Source organism: Mesorhizobium sp. LSJC280B00 (genome assembly GCF_000502835.1).
Lineage (GTDB): Bacteria > Pseudomonadota > Alphaproteobacteria > Rhizobiales > Rhizobiaceae > Mesorhizobium.
Window position 1 is genome coordinate 259690 of record NZ_AYVL01000001.1, and the last position, 22796, is coordinate 282485.

At 63.4% G+C, this 22796-nt stretch carries 19 protein-coding genes; 13 read left to right on the forward strand and 6 right to left on the reverse strand.

The genetic code is table 11. The annotated features are described in order from the left end of the window. Nucleotides 1-5 precede the first annotated feature (5 nt). From X773_RS41910 to X773_RS41965, 12 genes are all read left to right on the forward strand, one after another. Entirely contained in the window at nt 6-872 is an 867-nt protein-coding gene (locus X773_RS41910; protein ID WP_023674239.1) for an aromatic ring-hydroxylating dioxygenase subunit alpha, read from the forward strand. Further along, the gene (locus X773_RS41915) at nt 869-4015 is read left to right on the forward strand and encodes a molybdopterin cofactor-binding domain-containing protein (protein WP_023674240.1); all 3147 of its coding nucleotides are present in this window, start codon (nt 869-871) and stop codon (nt 4013-4015) included. The genes X773_RS41910 and X773_RS41915 overlap by 4 nt, the downstream gene beginning before the upstream one ends. Then, nucleotides 4012-4500 (forward strand): (2Fe-2S)-binding protein, encoded by a 489-nt coding sequence (locus X773_RS41920; protein WP_023674241.1) that lies wholly within the window; start codon nt 4012-4014, stop codon nt 4498-4500. The genes X773_RS41915 and X773_RS41920 overlap by 4 nt, the downstream gene beginning before the upstream one ends. Continuing rightward, nucleotides 4497-6002: an aldehyde dehydrogenase family protein gene (locus X773_RS41925; protein WP_023674242.1), complete on the forward strand. Its 1506-nt coding sequence runs from the start codon at nt 4497-4499 to the stop codon at nt 6000-6002. The genes X773_RS41920 and X773_RS41925 overlap by 4 nt, the downstream gene beginning before the upstream one ends. Before the next feature lie 103 nt (nt 6003-6105). Then, complete coding sequence (gene dgoD, locus X773_RS41930; protein ID WP_245274601.1) at nt 6106-7383, forward strand: galactonate dehydratase; 1278 nt, start codon at nt 6106-6108, stop codon at nt 7381-7383. Between the two features lie 5 nt (nt 7384-7388). Continuing rightward, nucleotides 7389-8165, forward strand: coding sequence for an SDR family oxidoreductase (locus X773_RS41935; RefSeq protein WP_031211099.1), 777 nt, complete (start codon nt 7389-7391; stop codon nt 8163-8165). Nucleotides 8166-8195: 30 nt separating this feature from the next. Beyond that, nucleotides 8196-9179 carry a substrate-binding domain-containing protein gene (locus tag X773_RS41940; protein ID WP_023674245.1) on the forward strand — a complete coding sequence of 328 codons (984 nt, stop codon included), beginning with the start codon at nt 8196-8198 and terminating at the stop codon, nt 9177-9179. Nucleotides 9180-9276: 97 nt separating this feature from the next. Further along, on the forward strand, nt 9277-10797 hold the full coding sequence (locus X773_RS41945) for a sugar ABC transporter ATP-binding protein (protein ID WP_023674246.1): 1521 nt from the start codon (nt 9277-9279) through the stop codon (nt 10795-10797). Continuing rightward, entirely contained in the window at nt 10794-11795 is a 1002-nt protein-coding gene (locus tag X773_RS41950; protein WP_023674247.1) for an ABC transporter permease, read from the forward strand. The genes X773_RS41945 and X773_RS41950 overlap by 4 nt, the downstream gene beginning before the upstream one ends. A 2-nt stretch (nt 11796-11797) precedes the next feature. Further along, nucleotides 11798-12598 (forward strand): FadR/GntR family transcriptional regulator, encoded by an 801-nt coding sequence (locus X773_RS41955; RefSeq protein ID WP_245274602.1) that lies wholly within the window; start codon nt 11798-11800, stop codon nt 12596-12598. Between the two features lie 5 nt (nt 12599-12603). After that, nucleotides 12604-13479, forward strand: a complete 876-nt coding sequence (locus X773_RS41960) for an aldose 1-epimerase (RefSeq protein WP_023674249.1) — start codon at nt 12604-12606, stop codon at nt 13477-13479. Nucleotides 13480-13683: 204 nt separating this feature from the next. Then, nucleotides 13684-14148, forward strand: coding sequence for a cupin domain-containing protein (locus X773_RS41965; protein ID WP_023674250.1), 465 nt, complete (start codon nt 13684-13686; stop codon nt 14146-14148). Nucleotides 14149-14213: 65 nt separating this feature from the next. On the opposite strand, the gene X773_RS41970 is transcribed toward X773_RS41965, so the two are convergent. The 6 genes from X773_RS41970 to X773_RS41995 form a co-directional block, all read right to left on the reverse strand. Continuing rightward, complete coding sequence (locus X773_RS41970) at nt 14214-14717, reverse strand: sarcosine oxidase subunit gamma family protein (protein WP_031211100.1); 504 nt, start codon at nt 14715-14717, stop codon at nt 14214-14216. Further along, nucleotides 14710-17664 (reverse strand): sarcosine oxidase subunit alpha family protein, encoded by a 2955-nt coding sequence (locus X773_RS41975; protein WP_023674252.1) that lies wholly within the window; start codon nt 17662-17664, stop codon nt 14710-14712. Before X773_RS41975 ends, X773_RS41970 begins: the two co-directional genes overlap by 8 nt. Next, entirely contained in the window at nt 17661-17942 is a 282-nt protein-coding gene (locus tag X773_RS41980) for a sarcosine oxidase subunit delta (protein ID WP_023674253.1), read from the reverse strand. Before X773_RS41980 ends, X773_RS41975 begins: the two co-directional genes overlap by 4 nt. A gap of 13 nt (nt 17943-17955) precedes the next feature. Beyond that, nucleotides 17956-19212, reverse strand: coding sequence for a sarcosine oxidase subunit beta family protein (locus X773_RS41985; protein WP_023674254.1), 1257 nt, complete (start codon nt 19210-19212; stop codon nt 17956-17958). A 10-nt stretch (nt 19213-19222) separates the two neighbouring features. Continuing rightward, nucleotides 19223-20371: a Xaa-Pro peptidase family protein gene (locus X773_RS41990; RefSeq protein ID WP_023674255.1), complete on the reverse strand. Its 1149-nt coding sequence runs from the start codon at nt 20369-20371 to the stop codon at nt 19223-19225. A gap of 74 nt (nt 20372-20445) precedes the next feature. After that, nucleotides 20446-21636 carry a M24 family metallopeptidase gene (locus tag X773_RS41995; protein ID WP_023674256.1) on the reverse strand — a complete coding sequence of 397 codons (1191 nt, stop codon included), beginning with the start codon at nt 21634-21636 and terminating at the stop codon, nt 20446-20448. A gap of 237 nt (nt 21637-21873) precedes the next feature. On the opposite strand from X773_RS41995, the gene ehuB reads away from it, so the two are divergent. Continuing rightward, nucleotides 21874-22743 carry an ectoine/hydroxyectoine ABC transporter substrate-binding protein EhuB gene (gene ehuB / locus X773_RS42000; protein ID WP_023717021.1) on the forward strand — a complete coding sequence of 290 codons (870 nt, stop codon included), beginning with the start codon at nt 21874-21876 and terminating at the stop codon, nt 22741-22743. Nucleotides 22744-22796: the final 53 nt, after the last annotated feature.

Consider the following 22796-nt stretch of genomic DNA (forward strand, 5'->3'; position numbering starts at 1 on the left):
CGGTGATGAAGACGACGGACAGGGCGGCACTGGACGATTGGTACGCGGTGGCGATGGTCGCCGATCTGGATGGCGCGCCGAGCCGCACGCGGCTGCTCGGCCAGGACATCGAACTGGTCCGTGACATCACGGGTGCAATCACGGTTCGGGAGGTCCTGGACGACGGCAACCGCGGCCCCGCGCTGCCCGTCCGGCAGCGCTACGGCTGCGTCTGGACGACGCTGGGCCTGCCCGGGAAGGAAATCTTCGAGATCGCCGAGGCATCGGAACCCGACCGCCGCTACGTGCCCTGCGGCTGGGTGACGATGCGGGCGTCGGGTTTGCGCGTCGTAGAGAATTTCCTCGACATGGCGCATTTCCCGTTCGTGCATACCGACATTCTCGGTTCGGAGCCGCACACGGAAGTGCCGGCCTATCTGAGCGAGATACGTCGCGAGGTGGACGAGGTCTGGGCGACCAACTGCACGTTCTTCCAGCCGCGCATTGCCGCAACGGAAAGCTCCGGCGCGTTTGTGCACCTGACCTATCGTGTGCCGAGCCCATTCGTTGTCATGCTTTACCGTGTATGCCCTGGAGCGCCGGACCGGCTCGACGCGATCGCGCTGTTCATTCAGCCCATCGAGGAAGACCTCTGCCGCGCCCAGCCGGTCATGTATCTGGTCGACTCCGCTTCGACGCAGACGGCGTTGCTCAACTTCGAACAGGTCATCTTCCTGCAGGATCGGATCATCGTGGAGAACCAGCGGCCGCTGCGCCTTCCGCTCGAGCCACGGATGGAAATCCCGACCCGCGCCGACGGGTCCTCCATCGCCTACCGCCGCTGGCTGAAGGAAAGGGGCATCCGTTTCGGCACGGCCGCCGGAGCCACATGACCGAGCCGGGTCTCCAGGTGCTTCGCCCGACCTCCGTTGCCGAGGCGCTGTCATTGGCAGGCGAGGGCGCGTCGCAACTGGTCGCCGGGGGCACGGCGCTGCAGCTCGGTTGGGCGAAGGGCCTGCCAAAGCCGCGGCGCCTCATCGACATCGGCCGAATCGCCTGCCTGAAGGGCATCCAACCGGCCGGCGACGGCTTCCGCATCGGCGCACTGACGACCCTGGGTGCCATGGAGCGTGACCGGGCGATAGGCGAGAATTTGCCTTTGCTCGCAGCCGCCGTCCGCGCCACCGCGGGACCTGCCGTCCGCAATCTCGGAACGCTGGGCGGCAACGTCGCCGGGCTCATGGGTTGCCTTCTACCGGCCCTGCTCGCGTCCGACGCGAAGCTGGAGATCGCCTCACCGGCCGGACACGCCGTCGTGCCGCTCGCGCAATGGCTGGCTGACACGCCGTCAGCGGACCTCATCGAGGCGGTGATTGTTCGACCGCAACCTACCGCTCGCTGGACCCATCGCAAAGTTGGCCTGCGCGCCGCATTCACCCCAAGCGTGGCCGGTGTCGCCGGGCTGGTCGAGACAGCGTATGATCGCATCACCGTCGCGCGGCTCGCGGCCAGCGGCGGCGGGCAAGCGGCCCGCCTTGGCCGCGCTGAAGCACTGCTTGTCGGCCGCCGCCTGCAGGAGATCGATTGGGCCGAGCTGCACGCCGCAATTCTCGAAGAGGCGCCGGCGATCGATGATGTATGGCGGTCCGAACGCTATCGGCGCAGTGTCGTGGCGAATGCGCTGGTCTTCGGGCTCGGCGGAAAGTTGTCCCAAGGAGCACCTTCGCCGTGCCGGCGGACCGTGCCGTCCGGAAATCCACCTGCCGAAATTCTCGTGTCCCGATCGGAGATCGGCGCACGCTGGCACCAGCGGCCGGACGTTGCGCCGAAAATCGCAGGCAGGCTCGAATACCTGACCGACCATCGCGAGCCCGCCATGCTGGTCGGGCGCATTCGGCGTGCCGGCATTCCCCATGCAAGGATCGTTTGCATCGATACGAGCGCGGCCGAGGCGCTGCCAGGAGTCGCGGCGGTTGTAACGCACCGCGACATCGCCGGCAGCAATGCCTTCGGCATTGTCGTGCAGGATCAGCCGGCACTGTGCTTCGACAAGGTCCGCTATGTCGGCGACGCGGTTGCTGCTGTTGCCGCTGTTGACATGAAGACGGCCGAACGCGCGCTTGCTCTCGTCAGCGTCGAATACGAGCCGCTGCCAATTGTGAGCGATCCCCAACAGGCACTCGCCGCTGGAGCGGAGCTGGTCCACGCCTCCGGCAATCTGCAGTGCAGCTTCGAGTTCACGCGCGGCGATGCCGCCGCGACTTTTGCCAAGGCAGCTCATATCGTCGAGGCTGTCTACGAAACGCCGAGCCAGATGCACGGCTTTATGGAGACGGAGGGCGGCTACGCTTTCGTCGGTACGGATGGTACCCTGAACGTCTTTGCCGGTGGGCAGCATGGCCGCCGCGACCGCATGCAGCTCTCGCGCATCCTCGGTATGCCGCAAGAGCAGATACGGGTGGTCACCAGCCCGACTGGCGGCGCTTTCGGCGGCAAGGACGAGCTGACCGTGCAGCCGGCCCTGGCCCTGCTGGCGCTGAAGACCGGACGCGCCGTGCGGCTGCATCTCGACCGGGCGGAATCCGTCATCGCGGGCACCAAGCGCAATGCGATGCGCATCCATATGCGTACCGCCTGCGACCCCGAAGGTCGGCTGCTCGCACAGCAGGTGGATGTGATCGCGGATGCCGGCGCCTACGCGTCGCTCGGTCCGGGCGTGCTTGAGACGGCCCTCGAACACGCCTGCGGGCCATATGTCGTTCCCAACGTCCTCAGCTCGGGCAGGCTCGCCTACACCAATAACGGCGTCTGCGGCGCGTTTCGTGGCTTCGGTGCCAACCAGATGGCCTTCGCGGTAGAGTGCCAGCTGGACCGGCTAGCCGAAGCCGCCGGCATCGACATTATCGAGATACGGCGCCGCAATTTGCGCGAGCCTGGCACGCGAGGCCATCTCGGCCAGCAGGTCGCGCCGTCCGAACGTTTGGCCGAGATGCTGCAAGCCGCCGCTGCTGACCCGATCTGGGCCAAGCCGCGTGGTCCGTCGTTCGACGGCTGTGAGACGATCGGCGTCGGGATGGCGATGAACTATCAAGGCAACGGACTAGGCACGCTGCCGCCGGACCCGGCCGGAGGCGCGTTGCGCTTGGCTGCGGATGGCATGATCGAAGCTCTCTACGGCCTGGACGAGATGGGACAGGGCCTGCTCACCTCGGTCAAGGCCGCCGTAGCCGGAGCGCTCGGCTGCGGTCGCGACGATGTCCGGCCGGTCACCGGCGATACGGCGGCGACGCCCGAATCCGGTTCCTCTACCGCCTCGCGCGGCACTCACGTGGTCTGGCGGGTCGCGGCAGTCGCCGCACCAGCTTTTGCGCGCGACCTGCTGGCCGCAGCGGGCCAGCTGCTTTGCCGCGAAGCCGGGACGCTGGCGCTGGCGCCCGGCGGTATCGTCGAGCGACATTCCAACAGCGGCTCACTGCTCATGAGTTTCGCCGAGCTTGCCGAGGCGTTGCCTCCCGACCGGCTGCCAGCTGCTGCCGTCAGCTTCGAGTTTCCGAAATCGGACTATCTGGAAGGCAATGCACGCCTGATCTTCGCCTTCGGCGCGACACTGGCGCGCGTTGCCGTGAGCCGCATCACTGGGCAGGTACGCATGCTCGAGCTCCATCAGCACACCGCGGCCGGACCGATGCTCGATGCTGCCGCCTATCTTGGCCAGATCGAAGGCGGCGGCGTCCAGGGGCTGGGCTTCACCCTCACTGAGGACGCGGCGATGCGGGATGGCCGGTATCTTGCCGGCAACCTCGATTTCTACATGCTGCCAAGCATTGCCGACACGCCGGAAAGCCTCGCGACCTTCGCGTTGGAGGATCTGGACGAGGACGACCCGTTCGGTCCGCGCGGAGTTGGTGAGCTTGGCATTGGCGCCGTGACGCCAGCCATCGTCAACGCGATTGCGGACGCCACAGGGGCTTGGCCCGAGCGCATCCCGGTCGATCCTGAATGGGTACTCGATGCCCTGCAGAGGAGTGCAGCGTGAGTGCCGAGATCGCGATTACCTTTAACCTCAACGGCTGCCGCCGGGCGCTGGCCGTGCCTGCCGAGTTACGCCTGATCGACCTGCTACGCGATCATTTCGGCATGACTGCCGCCAAAATGGCTTGCGGCATCGGCCGCTGCGGCGCTTGTTCCGTGCTGATGGATGATCGCGCGGTCAATGGCTGTCTGGTCATGTCGTGGCAGCTCGACGGGGCTACCATCATCACCCCGGAAGGTTTCGACGATCTTCCCGAAGCCGATGTCCTGCGCGAGGCTCTGGCGAGCGAAAACGCCTTCCAATGCGGCTACTGCGCACCCGGCATCACTGTTGCGCTGACCGCCCTGATGTTGGAGAATCCGGCTCCTGACGAATCTCAGATCCGCGCTGCGCTCGAAGGCAATATCTGCCGCTGTACCGGCTATCATTCCATCATCCGCGGTGCTCTCGCCGCGGTCGAGGCGCTCGCTCGCGGGATACCGACATGACGGTCATCATTCGAAACGGTGAAGCCAGGCATGCAGGCGTCAAGGCGTTCCTGGCCAAACCCAAAATGCGGCACCTGATCGGCGGCGGCTGGTGCGACGCCAGCGATGGCGCAACCTTGCCCGCGACCGATCCTGCGACTGGCGACACGCTCGCGCTGCTGGCGCAAGGCACAGCCGATGACGCCGGGCGTGCCGTTGCTGCGGCGCGTGCTGCTTTTGAAGGCGAGAGCTGGCGCGACATGACACCGTCGGCACGCGGCAAGCTGCTATGGCGCATCGCCGACCTGATTGAGCGCCATGCCGATGAGCTTGCAGAGCTCGAGACGCTTGATCAGGGAAAGTCGCTGAAGACCTCGCGCTTCGCCGAGATTCCCGCCTCGGCCGAGCAGTTCCGCTATTTTGCCGGTTTTGCCACGAAAGTCCTCGGCACGACCATCCCCACCTCCATCAGCTACCAACCGGCGGGCAGCAAGATTTTCGCCTACACGGTGCGAGAGCCGATCGGTGTCGTGGCAGCCATAACGCCATGGAATTCGCCGCTGCTTATGGCCTCGATGAAGCTCGCCCCGGCGCTTGCCGCCGGCTGTACGATCGTGCTCAAGCCAGCTGAGGAAACGTCGCTCACCGCGCTCAGGCTCGGCGAACTGATGATCGAAGCCGGCTTGCCGGACGGCGTCGTCAATATCGTGACCGGTCTCGGTGAAACCGTGGGCGCAGCATTGGCTGCAGATCCCGATGTCGATAAGGTCGCCTTCACCGGCTCGACGGAAGTCGGAAAGATGATCGTCTCCGCAGCGCGCGGCAATCTGAAGAAGCTGACGCTCGAGCTGGGTGGCAAGTCGCCGGCCATCATCATGCCCGATGCGGACATGGGGCTCGCAATCCCCGGAGTGGCTCGGGGGATCTTCGCCAATGCCGGCCAGGTCTGCGTCGCCGGCTCGCGTGTCTATGCGCATCGCTCGATCTACGACCGTCTGGTGGAGGGGCTGGCGGAAGAGGCGCGAAAGCTGCGTCTCGGACACGGGCTTGACCCGGATACCGACCTTGGTCCGCTGGTCAACGGAACCCAGGCTGCGCGCGTCGCCTTCTATGTCGGCGATGGTGCCTCCAGCGGCGCCGAGATCATCGCCGGCGGCCGGCGCTTCGACAACTTCTTCGAGCCGACCGTGGTTACCGGCGTACGGCCAGACATGCGCATGATGCGCGAGGAAATCTTCGGCCCCGTCGTTGCCGTGACACCGTTCGACGATGTTGCGGAGGCGATCAGCCATGCGAACGACTCGCCCTACGGCCTCGCCGCAAGCGTCTGGACCCGCGACCTTTCCGCTGCGCACCGCCTTGCTGCACGTATCCGGTCGGGCACCGTCTGGATCAATTGCCATTCCTACTTCTCGCCGGAATTGCCGAAGGGCGGCCACAAGCAATCCGGTTGGGGCTATGAGAACGGCGCACCGGGCCTGGGGAACTATCTCGAGACGAAAACGGTCTGCGCGGTGATTTAGCCGCGCCTTTCCCGCGATATTCGTGGATCGGCGGCTGACAGCCCTTCCATCGGCGGACAGGGATTGATCGAAAATTGCTCGGATCCTCCTGAGGACCAGTTCCTTGGCGGCGCTGGTCCACATCGACGTTGCGCTTGACTCGTCCATATTATCCATAATAAATCGTACATATTGCCATCGAAAAAAGACGGCAGGTCTGGGAGGATCAGTGAAAATCACGGCCATCAAGGCGCGCGTCTGCAATGCGGAAATGCGCAACTGGGTCTTCGTTCGCGTCGAAACCGACGAGCCAGGCCTGTTTGGCTGGGGTGAGGCAACGCTGGAATGGAAGACCAGAGCCGTCGTTGGGGCGCTTCAGGACCTTGAGGCCCTGCTCATCGGGCAAGATCCGCGCAACGTGGAGCAGTGCTACCAGATACTTACGCGGCACGGCTTTTGGCGTCTCGGCGTCGAGGGAATGTCCGCCGTCAGCGGCATCGAGATCGCGCTCTGGGACATCCTGGGCAAGTCATTGGGCGTCCCCGTCTGGCGCCTTTTGGGCGGACAGGTCCGCGAGTATCTGCGCACCTATACGCATCTCGGCCTCGGGGACATGAAGGCGGTCTATGAGACCGGATCCGCGGACGCGATCGTGGAACGCGGACGCATCGTGACGCAGGCAGGCTACGACGCTGTCAAGGTCGTCTGCATTCCCTACACCCACTACCTATCGCCTGCGAAAGCCGTTGATTCTGTCGCCAACATGGTTGGCTCACTTCGCGAGGCCATAGGTCCGGACATCGACATCATGGTCGATTTCCATGGACGCCCTGCATCCGTTAACGCTGCGATGGATTACCTCAGAGCAATCGAGCCGGCCCGCATCATGTTCGCGGAAGAACCCGTGCCGCCCGAAGATGTTGCCGGACTGGCGCATATCACGGCGCGATCGGCCGTGCCGATTGCTTCCGGCGAGCGGCTGATCGGACGTCGCGAATTCACGCACTCGATCGCAGCCCGTGCCTTCAACATTGCCCAGCCTGATATCTGCCACACTGGCGGTCTGCTGGAGACAAAGAAGATCGCGGCCATGGCGGAAACGGCAGGCATCGGCCTTGCGCCGCACAACCCGCTCGGTCCGATCGCTGGCGTCGCTGCTCTTCACTTCGGCATATCGACGCCAAACGTCGTCATTCAGGAGGAGATGTCCGGTGCCGTCGCCTGGTACGACGAGGTCGTTACCTGGCCAATTCGGCGTAAACCAGGCCGCTGGGACCTGCCCGAACTGCCGGGCCTGGGCGTCACCGTCAATGAGGACGTGATCGCGCGTCACCCCTTTAAGCAGGAAGTGCTGCATGCCCGCAATGCCGTCATGCCGGACGGCACCGTGGTTGACTGGTGAATGCAATGGCAGGCCGGCTGCAAGGAAAGATCGCAATCGTCACGGGCGCCGGCCAAGGCATAGGTGCCGCCACCGCCCGGGCTTTTGCGATGCATGGGGCAAAGACCGTCATTGCCGAACTGAATGCGGCAAGCGGCAAAGCAATCGCCGACGAATTGCGTGCCCAGGGCGCGGACGCCCTGTTCATCGAGACGGACGTCACCGACGCATCCGCGGTCGCGGACATGGTCGCCCGCACGATCACGGCCTATGGCGGCGTCGACATTCTGGTCAACAATGCCGGTGCCAACGTCTTCTACGAACCACTGATGATGCCGGATGAGGAATGGGAGCGCTGCCTCAAGCTCGACCTCCAGGCCGCGTGGTTCTGCGCCAAGGCGGTTTTGCCGACGATGCTGGCGAAGGGCTCGGGGTCCATCGTCAACATAGCGAGCTGTCACGCCTTCCAGATCATTCCCCATACGTTTCCGTATCCGGTCGCCAAGCATGCACTTTTGGGCCTGACCCGTTCGCTGGCGATCGAATATGCCGCACGCGGTATCCGGGTGAACGCGATCGCCCCCGGCTATATCGAGACGCCAATCGCGGAAGCCTACTGGAACACATTCCCGAACCCCGCCGAGGAGAAGCGGCGAGCCTACGACCTCCATCCGCCCAAGCGAATTGGCCGGCCGGACGAGGTTGCAATGACGGCGGTTTTCCTCGCTTCGGACGAAGCGCCGTTCATAAATGCCGAGACGATCACCATCGATGGTGGGCGCTCGGTTCTCTACCACGACTAGCAACCACCATTGAGCTCAGGGAGGATCTTCATGAAAACCACAACAAAGGCTTTGGCGACATTTGCGGTACTGGCTGCCGGACTGATGAGTGGCGCAGCAAGCGCAGACGACATCAAGATCGGCTACATCAACAAGATGGGAGACCATCCATGGTTTGTCGCCGAAGTCGGCGGCGCCAAGAAAGCGGCTGAGGCGGCAGGGGCCGCGTTCGTGTCGCAGGACGTTCAGTTCGACGCCAATTTGACGATCACGACCTTCGATACGATGGTCGGCGATGGCGTGAAAGGCATCGCCATCGTTGTCCCCGACAAGGCGCTGGGACCGGTCATCGCGGAGAAAGCAAAGGCCGCAAAAATTCCCTTGGTGGCGGTGGACGACGATATCTACTACCAGGATGGCACCCAGGTCCCCTATGTCGGCATGAATGCTTACAATATCGGTGCCCGGGTGGGCGAAGAGCTTGCCAAGCTCTACAAGGCTGAAGGCTGGGCGGGCAAAGAGGTGCGCATCGCCTCGATCGAGGACCGCAAGGCCGATACCTGCATGCAGCGCAACAAGGGCGCGGAAGAAGCGTTCCTGAAGGCGGTGCCCGATTTCAAGCCGGGCAGCATCGTTCGCGTCCCCTACGACAATACGATGGTCAACGCCATCGATGTGATGACCACCACATTGACGGCCAATCCCAGCGTCACGAACTGGATATTCTATTCATGCAACGATGACGGCGTGCTGGGTGGTGCGCGAGCACTGGAGAATGCCGGCTATTCCGCAGACCAGGGCATGGGGATCGGCATCGACGGGAGCCGCGCCTGCGATGCCTTCGGATCCGGAAAGCCCTCGGCGTTCCGTGGTACGATGTGGCTCAATTCGGAAAATCATGGCGCGCTGGCGGTGAAGATTCTCTTGGCCTCCATCAAGGACGGAACGAAGCTTCCCGTTCAGTCCTTCACGGACCCGGAATACATCACCGCCGATAATTTTGCGTCGGACTACAAAGCCAAGCTCTGCCACTGAACCAGATATGCGTCATGCGCCGCAGTGCGCATGACGCTCTTTGGGCCGGCAGTTCGTCGGCGGGCACACGGGATCGATCCTCGGGAGTGAGCTTTTGATGCAATCGGATTTCTTCTCGCTCGACAGGATATCGAAGCGCTTCGGCGTCGTGCAGGCGCTCGACAATGTCTCGATTGCCTTTCGGCCAGGAGAGGTGCTTGCCCTGGTTGGCGAGAATGGCGCCGGCAAGTCGACAATGATGCGAATTCTCGAGGGCGTGTTCGCACCGGACACCGGCACCGTGCTGCATGGCTCCGCGCCGATCGTTTTCAGCGAACCGCGCGACAGCCACAGAGCCGGAATACGCGTCATCCATCAGGAGCCGGAGATCGTTCCGAACCTGACCGTGGCCGAGAACATTTTCGTCGGCGAACTGCCGCGGCTGGCAGGCGTCCTGCTCGACTGGCACAGGCTCGAGGACCAGACTGATAAGGTGCTTGCGACCTTCGGCATGCAGCAGGATATGCTGCCGCGTCAACTCTGCAGCACACTCGGTCCGGCACAGCGCCAGATGATCGAAATCATGCGCGCCATACGTGCCGGCGGCCGGCTGATCGCATTCGATGAGCCGACCTCGTCACTGACCGACGACGAAGCGCGCCGTCTGTTTTCAGTAATTCGCCGGCTGCGCGGCGAGGGCACTTCGATCGTCTACATCTCTCACAGGCTGAACGAGGTCATCGACCTTGCGGATCGCATTGTCGTCTTGCGGGACGGCCGGCTGGTCGATGATTCCCCCGCTGCCGGTGCCAGCGAGCAGACCATAGCCAAGCTCATGGTGGGCCGCGACATAGCCGATCTGTTTACGCGCGAGACGTGGCAATCGGGGCAACCGTTGCTGGAGGTGACGGGCCTGACCACCGACCACGTCACCGATGTGAGCCTCAAGGTCCGCCGTGGCGAGGTGCTCGGCATTGCCGGCCTTATGGGTGCGGGTCGATCCGAACTGGCAAAGGCGATTGTCGGCTATGATAGACGCGTCGACGGAACCATAACGATGAATGGTGTGCCCGTTGGCCCTAACAGCCCGCATGCAGCGATCGTGGCGGGCATCGGCTTTGCCCCGGAAGACCGCAAGCACGAGGCGCTGCTGTTGTTCCGAAGCATTCTTGATAACGCCTCGCTTTGCGTGCCCGACAGAACGTCGACCTTCGGCTTCTTCAACCGGCGCAAGGCACTGGAGATCGTCTCACCGCTTGCAGCAAAGATGTCGATCAAGGCGCCTAACCTAGACGAACAGGTTTCGAAATTATCGGGTGGCAACCAACAGAAGGTCGTTCTCGCGCGCTGGCTTGCCCGGCAGCCGATGCTTCTCATCCTCGACGAGCCGACCCGCGGCATCGACATCGGTGCCAAGGCGGAAATCTATCGCCTGATCGACGAACTCGCCGCCAGCGGCATCGGCATAATCCTGATTTCCTCGGAAATGCCGGAACTGATCGGGCTGGCCGACAGGGTGCTTGTTATGGCTGGAGGCCGGATCACGGCCGAACTTTCCCGCCCTGACATCGACGAGGCCACGATCCTGAGACATGCCATGCCTCAATCTGCAGCATCGCTTGGAGGACAAATTCAGTGAACAGCCTTGAGCTCAGGACAGCAACAACGCAAACCGGCAAAAGGCGCGCTTCCTTGCGCATCGCAGAGCGCATCGGCATTCACAACATAAGCCTTCTTGTTGCTCTCGCCATTCTCGTGCTCATTTTCGGCACCCTGAGAGGCGACGTGTTCTTCTCCAGCCGAAACCTGCTGAACATCGGTCTAGGCATTACCATCCTGGGCGTTCTGGCGATGAGCCAGACCGTGGTTATTGTCGCCGGAGGGCTCGATATTGCCGTCGGCGCAATTGTCGGTCTGACCACAGTATCGACGGCAATGGCCATCCAGGCCACCGGATCACCCGCCGCGGGTATTCTTGCCGGCCTGGTCCTGGGCGGTCTTGCCGGCCTCGTGAACGGCATCATCATCACCTATGGGCGGGTCAACGCTGTCATCGCGACTCTCGGTACGATGGCGATCTTCCGCGGCATCGCGTTCATCATGTCCGATGGACAATCGATCGCGATTTTCAGCGACACTTTCCGCTTCATCGGGATCGGACGAATCCTCGGCCTGCCTTTGCTGATCTGGATTCTCTTGCTGACCGCGATCGTGTTCCATCTCTTCCTTGCCCGCTCGATCGTTGGCCGCAACATCTATGCCTTGGGCGGCAATCCCGTTGTCGCACGCTTCTCCGGCATCAACATCAACCGCTACCGCGTCGGCATCTACATCATGAGTGGAGTGGCGGCCGGATTGGCCGGGATTCTGTTGGCTGCCCGTACCGGCTCCGGGCAGCCCGTATCCGGATCCCAAGGCCTGGAACTCGAGGCCATCACAGCGGCCGTGCTGGGTGGCTGCGCCTTGCAGGGCGGCAAGGGCACGATCGTCGGCGCACTGCTGGGCGTCGCCATCATTGGCGTCCTCAACAACGGAATGATACTGACGTCCGTGCCAACCTTCTATCAGTTGCTTGCCAAGGGCTCGCTGCTGATACTTGCTGTGGTAATTGCCGAGTACCACTTGAACAGGACATGACGATGGACGCGGCGATCGCTTCGACTGGCCAAGGCAAGCAGGACATTCCTGCCGCAGATGGCACCACGTCATCGCTCAAGGATCGCATCGCACGCGATCTCGGACAGCGCATCCTCGCCGGCTCCTACGCCCAGCACTCCGTCCTGCCGACGGAAGCCGAGCTTTGCGTTATCTACGGGGCGAGCCGCACCGCGCTTCGCGATGCTCTTCTGACGCTTTCGGCGAAAGGATTGATCGAGGCGCGCAAGCGGGCCGGGACGCGTGTGCGCGTGTCGAGCGAATGGAACAGGCTGGATGCACAGGTTCTGGAATGGATGCGCGATATCGAGCCCGATCTCGATTTCGTCCGCGGATTGATCGAGGCGCGGCTGGTCATTGAACCCGCTGCCGCCCAACTTGCGGCCAAGATGGCGACGTCAGGCGATCTCGCAGTCATCGAAGCGGCCTATGAAGCCATGCGCATTGCTCCGCAGGACGATCTCGCTGCGTGTCTCGATGCCGACGTCAGGTTTCATACCGCCATCCTTCGTGCCAGCCGCAACCCGGTGTTCGCCAATCTCGGCAATATGCTTGCGGCCGCCCTCAGCTTCTCCTTCCGCTTGACCACATCGGCCACCGCTAATTACCAGCAGACGCTGAGCGCGCATGGCGACGTGCTGGAGGCAATCAGGATGCGGAGGGCCGACGATGCACACGATCAGATGAAGGCGCTCATCGGGATCGCGTCGAACGACCTTCTTGCAGTGGCTCGCAAAGGCCGCCATCAACAGCCGATCGCCGCTGCCAAGGCCGATACCGTCTGAAGCGGATGGTCGGGACGATCAAGATCAGAAGCGGAGACCTGTCCGCTGAAATCGTCCCATCGCTTGGGGCAGGTCTTGCGAGACTGGACCATGGACGCGTGCCGCTCTTCAGGCCTTGGCCAAACGGCGGGAGCAGCAAACCGTTCGACCTTGCCTGCAACCTGCTTTTGCCATGGTCAAATCGCATCTCGGGCGGCGGGTTCACATTCGACTCCAAATTCCACGAACTGCCTGCCAATGTTGCAGGCGAGCCATTTCCCATTCATGGCAATGGATTTTCGAGCGAGTGGGACGTCGACAGCGTAACGCAGGACAACGCAAAGCTGTCGCTCATCAGCAACGGGCCCGGCCCATACCGATATCGCGCCGAGGTGAGCTACGCGCTGGCCGGACAGGGGCTCGAGCTGAAACTTCGCGTCGTCAATCGGGCCTCGATGAGATTGCCGTTCGGGCTTGGCATCCATCCATGGTTCCCGAGAACGGCACGAACCGCGCTTCATGCGCCGGCCTCGCAGGTTTGTCTCGAACTGCCCAACCACCTCCCTGAACGGTTTGTGGATGTCAAAACCCGTCCCGACTGGAATTTCGGCGCCCCAGCCGTATTGCCGAGTGGATGGATAAACAATCTGTTTGCCGGTTGGAACGGCGTCGCCACCATATCGTGGCCGGAGCACAGTTGCAGCCTGCGGATTGAAGCTTCATCGCCCTTGAATTTCTACCTGGTCTATTCGCCATCGGACGAGAGCGACTTCTTCTGTTTTGAACCGGTCAGTCATGCTGTCGATGCTCACAATCGTGGTTCGATCGACAAATGGAATGGACTGTCGGTGCTTGGGCCCGGCGAGAGCCTGGCAGCCCGTTGCAGCTTTGCCGTCAGTTAGGCGGATCTCTGCGGCGCCCTCGAATTGGCGGATGTCGGCCAGCATGTCCGGTGAGAACGAAGCCGGCTTTTCGTCCAAACGGAGCTTGGGAAGAGGGAACTCCGGCGACCGGGAACCGGGTGAGCCAATTCGACGTTTGCCGGATGTCGCTGCGCAGCTCGTCTGCTTGACGGCCCACCAAATGTGCCTGGCAGGATTGGATCAATGACGGATGTTGAACCAAAAGAATTCGTGCTCGCAGGCATCGTCATGAAGCGACTGGTCTCCGGCGAACAGACGGGAGGCTTGTTGAGTCTCTTCGAAAACAGAAGCGACGGGCACACGAAAACGCCAATCCATGTTCATGCGAATGACGACGAGACGGTCTACGTCATCGAAGGGCACTTGACCGCAATTGTGGACGGTGTGGTCCGAACGCTCTCGCCCGGCGAGAGCATGTTTTTGAAGCGGGGCATCCCGCACCAGCTTATGAATCCCGGCAATCAACTCGTTCGCTATATCCTGATAGACACGCCAAGTGTGTTCGAGCAGTTTCTCGCCGAAGGTGGCCATGAACCCAGCAAGGGAGAGGTGGTCGGGCCGCCGACGCCTGCCGATATCGAGCGGCTCAAAGTAGCCGCGCCGAAGTTTGGGATTACGCTTCTGCAGGACTGGCCGGCAAGAGAGTAGATGGCTTCGTGATGGCGGCTTGGATCGCCGCTAAAGCCGGCCCTTGCCCGAGGAACCGGTATTGGCTAGCCGCCGGCAATCCAATCCGAGAGGCTGCGGGCAAAACTTCGCGGCACGATGAGTTCGCACGCGGTCTCGCCGGTGCGCAGGAAGAGCACGGGCACGTGATGGAAGGATGTTTGCACGGCGCGGCCCGGAGCGGCGGTCGGCGCGTGCCAGTCGACGGCAATGCAGCCGGACAGAAGCCTTGCGATACCAGGGCCGGCCATTTTCAAACGAACACGACCTTCCCCGAGGGGCACGGAACAGCCGAGATCGGGGTCGACGACAAGGGCTGGCGCTTCTGTGCCTTCGTCGAGAGCCAGCCAAAGGCGGCGAGGTGCAACGCGGATGGTTAAAAGGCCCTTGTGGCGAACCGTCTCTCCGACCGAAGCGGGAAGTTTCGTGTTGAGCGACGCCGAGACGCTCTTTTCGAATTGTCTCAGTGTCGCGTCCCAGCCCTCGATCTGGATAAGCGGACAATCCGCCACGCACAGGCTGAAATCCCGAGAAGAGGTCAAGCTAGCCATGCAGCCGTTCTCCCTGCGGATCGATGAATACCGGCGAGACAACGCGGGCGCGAACCGTTTCGGCCTTCATCGGATAGATCGCCACGAGCTCGCTTCCTTCTGCCGCGACGTCGCCGGCAAGCAGGGCCAGCCCGACATAATGGCCGCGTTCGGGGCTGAAGGTGACGGAGGTGACGCGACCGCGCCCATGGCCATGGGGTTTCTCATCCGGCAGGAACAGGATGGCGCCGCCGCGCAGGCGTTTTCCCTCTTCGATGCATTCCAGCCCGACCAGACGCTGCCGGTTGGGCGCCCGGAGGGCAGGGCGCCGTCGCAGGACGTCGCCGACGAAGCCGCTGCGCTTGCCGGCCATGCGGCCGAGGCCGAGATCGTCGAGCGTCGTGCGCCCATCGATCTCCGGTCCGGCGACATGGCCCTTTTCGACGCGCAGCGCGCCAAGCGCCTCGACACCGTAAGGCTTCAGGTCGAAGGGTCTGCCGGCTTCGAGCAAGCGGCTCCAGAGCTGTTCACCGGCAGTGGCGCCGACATAGACTTCGTAAGCGCGCTCGCCGGAATAACTGAGACGCAGGATGCGGAGCGCACGGCCCTCCCATTCGCTTTCGAGTAGTCCCATATGCGAAAGCGCCTCCTCGGAAACGTCGAGAGCGGGAAACGCTGCATTCAGGATCGCGCGGCTGTTAGGCCCAGCAACCGACATCGCCGCCCATTCATCGCTGACCGAGGTAACGGCCACGCGCAAATCCGGCCAGGCCGTGTCGAGCAGGAATTCGAGACGCGACAGCACATCGGCGGCCTTGGCGGTCGAGGTGGTCATGAAGAACCGGTTTTCCGCCAGCCGCGTCGTGGTGCCGTCGTCGAAGACGATACCGTCGTCGCGCAGCATGACGCCGTAGCGGGCGCGGCCTATCGCCAGTTTGGCAAAGCCGTTGGCATAGACGCGGTCGAGGAAGATTGCCGCATCCGGGCCCTGGACATCGATCTTGCCGAGCGTGGAGATGTCCATCAGGCCCGCCGCCTGACGTACGGTCCGCATTTCGGCGACGTAGGCCTCGTTCACGTTACGCCCCGACTGCCGGTAGAAATAGGGCCGCATCCAGAGCCCGACCTCGAGCATCTTGGCGCCGTTCGCCATGTGCCAATCGTGCATCGGCGTGCGGCGGATCGGCTTGAAATGATGGCCGATTGCGCGCCCGGCAAGCGCGCCGATCGCCACGGGCGTATAGGGCGGCCGAAAGGTCGTGGCGCCGGTCTCGGGGATTGTTGCCTTGCGCAGGGCGGCCATCGCGGCAAGTGCGGCAAAATTGCTGGTCTTGCCCTGGTCGGTGCCCATGCCGAGCGTGGTGTAGCGCTTCAGGTGCTCGACCGATTCATAGCCCTCACGATGGGCGAGCTCGATATCCCCGGTCGTCACGTCCATCTGGAAATCGACGAAGGCCTTTCCACGTCCAACGGAAGGGATCTCGCGAAGTGAACTCGTGGCGGTCTCGTCCAGATCGAGTTTCGACGGAGCGGGCACCGGCGCCGACTTGCCGCAGGAGGCTGCGGCCTCGCTACCGGCGCGATGACCGTCGTCGATGGCATCGGCCGTCGCATAGGTTCCCATCATCGCGCCGGCGCCGAACCGGCCGGCCGGAAACGAACCCGGCACGAAGCCGTCGATGTCGTCGCGGTAGGTGGGCTTGCTCCCCAGGTGCGAGGTGAGATGCACAGTTGGCGACCAGCCGCCGGACACGCAGACCAGGTCACAGGCGGCCGAGGACTGGCCCTCCGGCCCGTTGAGCGTTACTTGCCTGACGGCATGGCCGCCGTGCAGGTCGACGATGCGCGTTGCGGCCCGCACCACCACGCCGAGCCGTGCGGCTTCCGCGGCAAGTGCTGCGGGCGGGACGGCGCGCAGATCGGCAACCGTCACCTCCGCGCCGGCTGCGGCATAGTCGAAGGCGGTGCGCCAGGCACCGTCATTGGTGGTGGCGACAATGATTTTCTTGCCCGGCAGGACGGCGAAACGGTTGAGATAGGTCCGGGCGGCCGAGGCAAGCATCACGCCGGGCCGGTCATTATTCGAGAACACGATCGGCCGCTCGATGGCGCCGGTGGCGAAAACAATCGAGCGGGCGCGCAGCATAGTGACCGTTTGGCGGGCCTCGCCATTCGGCTTCGGATCGGTTGGATCGCGCTGTTTGACCAGTCCAAGGACATTGCCGTCATAGCTGCCGAAAGCGGTCGTCCGCTTCATCAGCGCGACGGTTTCGAAGCCCTCCAACTCGGCCTCGGCCTGCCTCAACCATCCAGCCGCTGCGCTGTCGGACGGTTCCGCCAGAAGCTGGCCGCCAAGCAGGAAATCCTGCTCGATCAGCGCAACCCGCGCCCCGACCGCGGCCGCTGCCCGCGCCGCCGACAATCCCGCCGGGCCGCCGCCGACAATGGCGACATCGGCGAAGGCATGACGAACCTCATAGCGGTCGGGATCCGGGCCGGTGCCGGCTCTACCCAGGCCGGCCGCCTTGCGGATGAAATGTTCGTAGAACATCCAGGCGCGGCGCGTCGGGCCCATGAAGGTCTTGTAGTAGAAGCCGGCGGACAGAAGCGGTGCCAACAGCCCGTTGACGCTTTGCACGTCGAAGGCAAGCGATGGCCAGCGGTTCTGACTCTCCACGACCATGCCGTCGGCGAGTTCCAGTGTCGCCGCCGGCAGGTTCGGCTCGCGCCTGCCGGCGCTCCCGAGCGTAACCAGCGCATTTGGCTCCTCGGGTCCGGCTGAAAAGATGCCGCGTGGACGATGATATTTGAAGCTGCGACCGACCAGGGTAACGCCGTTGGCGAGCAGCGCCGAGGCAAGCGTGTCGCCGCGATACCCAATCAGCTTGCGGCCGTCGAAGGTGAAATTGACCGGCACCTCGCGACGGATACGGCCACCCACTGGCAGGCGTTTGCGGTTCGAACTCATGCCCGTTGTTTCCTGACAGTCGATTTCCTGGCGAAGTCGACGGATGCGATCGCGTGGTTGCGTGTGTCGCGTTCGACCACCATCCATTGGCGGCAGCCGGTCACGTGCTGCCAGAATTCGCGGTGCTGGCCGGCCGGGTTTGTCCTGATATAGACGTAACGATACCAGGCCTCTGGATCGGGATCGTCATGGGCCGGACGCGTGACCGAGGCATCGCCGCCGTAGCGGAACTCGTCATGATCGCGCGGGCCGCAGCAGGGGCATTCGATGCGCAGCATTTTGTCCCGCCTCCTATTGCAGCCAGGCGGAGGGGCCGGCGCCGGCCTCGTCGAGCGTGTGGCCGGTGCGGAAACGATCGAGCCCGTAGGCCGCGACCAAGGGATGCGGCTTGCCGGTGGCGATCGTGTGGGCGAAGCACCAGCCGGAAGCCGGCGTCGCCTTGAAGCCCCCATAGCACCAGCCGCCGTTGAGATAGAGGCCGTCGATCGGCGTCGGGCAGATGATCGGGCTGGCATCGGGCGTCATGTCCATGACGCCGCCCCAATGGCGCAGCAGGCGGACGCGCGAAATGCACGGCATCAATGCAATCGCCGCCTCCGCCACCTCGCGCACGACGCCGAGATTGCCGCGCTGGGCGTATGAATTGTAGCCGTCGAGATTGCCGCCGAAGACCAACCCGCCCTTGTCGGACTGGCTGACGTAGAAATGGTCGGCGCCGTAAGCGACGACGTGATCTACCAGCGGCTTCAGCGGTTCGGTGACAAAGGCTTGCAGGACGTGGCTTTCGATCGGCAGTTCAAGGCCGGCCTTGACACCGAGCACGGATGTATGACCGGCAACAGCGAGGCCGACCTTGCCGGCGCCGATCCGGCCTTTCGTCGTTTCGACGCCGACGATACTGTCGCGGTCGCGGAGGAAGCCGGTCACTTCGCAGTTCTGGATGATGTCGACGGCATGGCCGTCGGCGGCGCGCGCATAGCCCCAGGCGACGGCGTCGTGGCGCGCCGTGCCCGCCCGGCCCTGGAAGATAGCGCCATGGATCGGGAAGCGGGCGGTGTCGGAAAAGTCGAGATAAGGCACCAGCCGGCGCACGTCTTCTCGGTCGAGGATATCGGCATCGATGCCGTTCAGCCGCATGACATTGGCGCGGTGGCTGAAGCCGTCGAGCTGATCGGCCGAATGCGCTGTGACGAGCTGGCCGCGCTGCGAGAACATGACGTTGAAATTCAGCGCCCGCGACATGCCCTCCCAAAGCTTCATCGAGAATTCGTAGAACTGGGTGTTGCCGTCGAGCAGGTAGTTGGAGCGGATGACGGTAGTGTTGCGGCCGACATTGCCGCCGCCGACATAGCCCTTTTCGAGCACCGCGACGTTGCGGATGCCGTGGTTCTCGGCAAGGTAGAAGGCGGTGGCGAGGCCGTGTCCACCGCCGCCGATGACGATCACGTCATAGGACGGTTTTGGCTCCGCCGCACGCCAGGCGCGCTGCCAATTCTTCTGGCCGGACAGCGCGTTGCGTAAGATCGAAAATGCCGAGTAGCGCGCCATGTGTGCAGGCCTATCGAACGATCGGGCCGGCCGGCGTGCGGGTAAGCACTTCGGCGCCCGCATCGGTCAACAGCACCGTGTTGGAAACGAAGTCATCGCCGCGACCGGTGCCCATCAGCCATGACAGGATGTGGAAGCTCATCCCGGTCTCGATCTCGAGGTCGGAATCGTGCTTTAAGCCGGTCACCGAATTTCCGCCGGTCCATGATGGCGGCTGGCCGGCGCCGACAAGATAACCGCAGTGATGGCGGCGATAGTGGGAAAGACCGGCCGCGTCGGCGACAGCCTGCCAGGCGGCGTAGACATCGCGCGCCTTGGCGCCCGGCCGCAGCGCCTCGACGACAGCGTTGAACGCCTTGGCGGTCACTTCCGCCATTGCGGCGTCTTCGTCGCTGATGTGGCCGATGCGAACGAGCCGGCCGAGCGGGGCGTGGTAGCGTGAGATGCACCCGGACAATTCGACAAAGACCGGCTCGCCCTTGCGGTAGATCCCGTCGCCCCAGGTCGTGTGTTCTTCACCCAGGCGCGCGGCCGGGCGGATGAACGGTCCGAAGCCCGGCGCATGACCGCCGGCGCGGATCATTGCCGCAACACATTGGGCGGCGACCTCCTGTTCGGAAGCGCCATCCGAGATCGCGGCGATCGCGGCACCGGCACCGGCGTCCGTCACCTTTGCGGCCCGCCGCATCAGCACTTGTTCGTCGGCGCTCTTCACCCGCCGCATCTTGTCGATCAGACCGGAGACATCGCTCCACTTGGCATCGGCTTGCATCTGGAGTGCCACGGCAAGTCCATGGCTAAGGCCGGCCGTCCAGTATTCGAGACCGATCCGCTTGCCGGACAGGCCGAGCTCCGCAAGCACCCGCGCGGCAAGGTCGGCCGCCGTTTCGCTGTCGGAGTGACCACGGAATTCCGCTGCCTTTACCTGCTTCTCGATCGTCACCATTTCCATCGAGCGGGTGACCAGGACAGGTTTTCCCTGGAGCGGGACGATCAGCAGGTGAGGGGCAAAATACCCCCAGTGATCGAGCCCGGTGAGATAGAAGACGTTCTCCGGCGAGGCGAAGACCGCCCCGTCGAGCTCGCGCTCGGCTAGAGCAGTGCGGACCTTGGCAAGGCGGCCAGCGATTTCGGCTTCGGAAAACGGATTGCGGTCCATCGGGCGTCCTCGTGCTTGTTGCCGGCTTGCTGGCGGGCATGGTCTTTTCGGCAGCCGGTTTCCCGGCCGCCATGTCAGTCGATGACGACGAGTTCGCGCGCCACGTCGCAGAGGCGTTCGCCGCCGCGATCCGTGACGACGAAGGATTCCGAGATGGCGATGCCGAAATCGTCGAGCCAAACGCCGGCCATGAAATGGAAGCACATCCCGGGCTGCATCTCGGTGGTGTCGCCGGGACGAAGGCTTGCGGTGCGTTCACCCCAATCGGGCGGATAGGCGAGCCCGACCGGATAGCCGACGCGGCTTTCCTTCTTCAGCCCGTTCCTCTGCAGCACTGCCTGCCAGGCGGCTTCCACCTCCTCGGCGGTGTTGCCGGGGCGCGCCTTCTCGAGGCCAGCGTCGACGCCCTCGACGATCGCCTTGGCCATGTCGAGGATGGCTTGCGGCGGCTGGCCAAAATGCACCGTCCGGGTCAGGGCCGCATGATAGCGGCGCCGCACGCCGGCGATCTCCAGAATGGCGAGGCCGCTGTCCGGCAGCGGCGCGTCGGACCACGTCAGATGCGGCGTGCTGGTGCCCTCGCCAACGGGCATCAGCGGACAGATCGCGGCATAGTCGCCGCCCGCTCCGGGCACGCCCATGATCTGCGCGTGATAGATTTCGGCAATGACATGGTTCTGAGGCACACCGGGCCGCATTTTCTCGATGGCGCGGTTCATGGCATGCGTGCAGATCGCACCCGCCTCGCGGATCAGCACCATCTCGGCTTCGGATTTGACCAGCCGCGCCCAGTTAACGAGATCGTGGTTGTTGGCGAAGTGCGCGTCGGGCAGCCCTTGGACCAGATGGGCGTGGCAGCGCGCCGTATAATAATGCGCGTCCATCTCGACGCCGATGCGGGCCTTTCCCCAACCACGCGACCGGATCAGTTGGGCGAGTTCGTCATAAGGGTGTTCGACGGGCTGCTGCACCAGCCGTTCCGAGAACGGCACGATGTTTTTCTCCGGGAGGCCGGTGGTTAGGCGTGCGCTCTTGGCATCCTGCGCCCTGCCGAACCAGATCGGCCGGTCTTCCTCCAGATGGACGAGCACGCACTGCGGAACGTAGAACGACCATCCATCATAGCCGGTCAGCCAGCACATGTTGGCGGGATCCTGACAAACGATGAGATCGAAGCCGGCTTTTTGCATGCGTGTCTTCACGCCGGCGAGGCGCTGCCCATACTCCGCTTGCGTGAATGTCCCGAAGCCGTTCGCGGTCGCCACCGAAATCCTGCCTTCCAGGTACGCCGTTTGCCTTTTGTAAATGGCAACTAGGCCAAATTGTGCACAACTCGACGTCAATTTGCTGGCTAACTGCGAATTATCGCCGAATTTTCATGGTTTCTATATCTCTGCTTGCGAAATGTCTAGGGCAGTTGTATACGTCTGATCTAGCAGGCGTCGACCTCGAAGAAGGCCGCGCCCTGGGAACCATCCACAGTTGTCCAATGGGAGAAAAGCATGCTCAAATCATCGATATCGCGCCGTATGGTCGTGAAGGCGGCTGCCTGCATCGCGCTCGCCGCGACGTCATTGACGTCGTTGTCCGCTCACGCGGAAACCACCCTCGAACGGGCCAAGAAGGACGGCTACATCCGCGTCGGTTTCGCCAACGAGGCGCCGTTCGGTTACGCCACGCCAGACGGCAAGCTGACCGGCGAGGCCCCTGAAGTCGCCAAGGCGGTGCTCGCCAAGATGGGCATACCGCAGGTCGACGGTGTTTTGACCGAATTCGGCTCGCTCATTCCGGGTCTCAAGGCCGGCCGCTTCGACATCATCGCCGCCGGCATGTTCATCACTCCGAAGCGCTGCGCCGAGATCAACTACTCCGAGCCGTCCTACGGCATCGGCGAGGCTATGCTGGTGGCAAAAGGCAATCCGAAAGGCATCAAGGATTTTTCCAGCATCAAGGACAATCCGGATCTCAAGCTTGCCGTGATGGCCGGCGCCGTCGAAGGCGGCTTCGCCAAGGAAGCGGGCGTTGCCGGCGGGCAGATCGTCTCCTTGCCCGACCAGTCAAGCCTGGTCGCCGCCGTCCAGTCGGGCCGCGCCGATGCAGCCGCGCTGACCGCTCTTTCGATCGCCGACATGGCCAAGAAAGCCGACGGCGTCGAATCGACCAAGCCCTTCGGCGAGGTCGCCGGCAAATCGGTAAAAGGTCATGGCGGCTTCGGCTTCCGCAAGGAAGACACCGACCTGCAGGAGGCTTTCAACGCCGAGCTGAAGAAGTTCCTCGGTTCGCCGGAGCATATCGCGCTGGTCGAGCCACTCGGCTTCGGCAAGGATTATCTCCCCAACAAGACCACCGCAGAGCTCTGCGCTGGCAAATAGGTTCCCAACTGCTGGCGGCGCGAAAGCGCCGCCCTTTTTCCTTGGGGGAATCG

Coding starts and splice junctions, on each gene's coding strand:
- X773_RS41910 (WP_023674239.1), top strand. CDS start 6: ATGAAGACGACGGACAGGGCGGCACTGGACGATTGGTACGCGGTGGCG.
- X773_RS41915 (WP_023674240.1), top strand. CDS start 869: ATGACCGAGCCGGGTCTCCAGGTGCTTCGCCCGACCTCCGTTGCCGAG.
- X773_RS41925 (WP_023674242.1), top strand. CDS start 4,497: ATGACGGTCATCATTCGAAACGGTGAAGCCAGGCATGCAGGCGTCAAG.
- X773_RS41935 (WP_031211099.1), top strand. CDS start 7,389: ATGGCAGGCCGGCTGCAAGGAAAGATCGCAATCGTCACGGGCGCCGGC.
- X773_RS41940 (WP_023674245.1), top strand. CDS start 8,196: ATGAAAACCACAACAAAGGCTTTGGCGACATTTGCGGTACTGGCTGCC.
- X773_RS41945 (WP_023674246.1), top strand. CDS start 9,277: ATGCAATCGGATTTCTTCTCGCTCGACAGGATATCGAAGCGCTTCGGC.
- X773_RS41955 (WP_245274602.1), top strand. CDS start 11,798: ATGGACGCGGCGATCGCTTCGACTGGCCAAGGCAAGCAGGACATTCCT.
- X773_RS41960 (WP_023674249.1), top strand. CDS start 12,604: ATGGTCGGGACGATCAAGATCAGAAGCGGAGACCTGTCCGCTGAAATC.
- X773_RS41965 (WP_023674250.1), top strand. CDS start 13,684: ATGACGGATGTTGAACCAAAAGAATTCGTGCTCGCAGGCATCGTCATG.
- X773_RS41970 (WP_031211100.1), bottom strand. CDS start 14,717: ATGGCTAGCTTGACCTCTTCTCGGGATTTCAGCCTGTGCGTGGCGGAT.
- X773_RS41975 (WP_023674252.1), bottom strand. CDS start 17,664: ATGAGTTCGAACCGCAAACGCCTGCCAGTGGGTGGCCGTATCCGTCGC.
- X773_RS41980 (WP_023674253.1), bottom strand. CDS start 17,942: ATGCTGCGCATCGAATGCCCCTGCTGCGGCCCGCGCGATCATGACGAG.
- X773_RS41985 (WP_023674254.1), bottom strand. CDS start 19,212: ATGGCGCGCTACTCGGCATTTTCGATCTTACGCAACGCGCTGTCCGGC.
- X773_RS41990 (WP_023674255.1), bottom strand. CDS start 20,371: ATGGACCGCAATCCGTTTTCCGAAGCCGAAATCGCTGGCCGCCTTGCC.
- ehuB (WP_023717021.1), top strand. CDS start 21,874: ATGCTCAAATCATCGATATCGCGCCGTATGGTCGTGAAGGCGGCTGCC.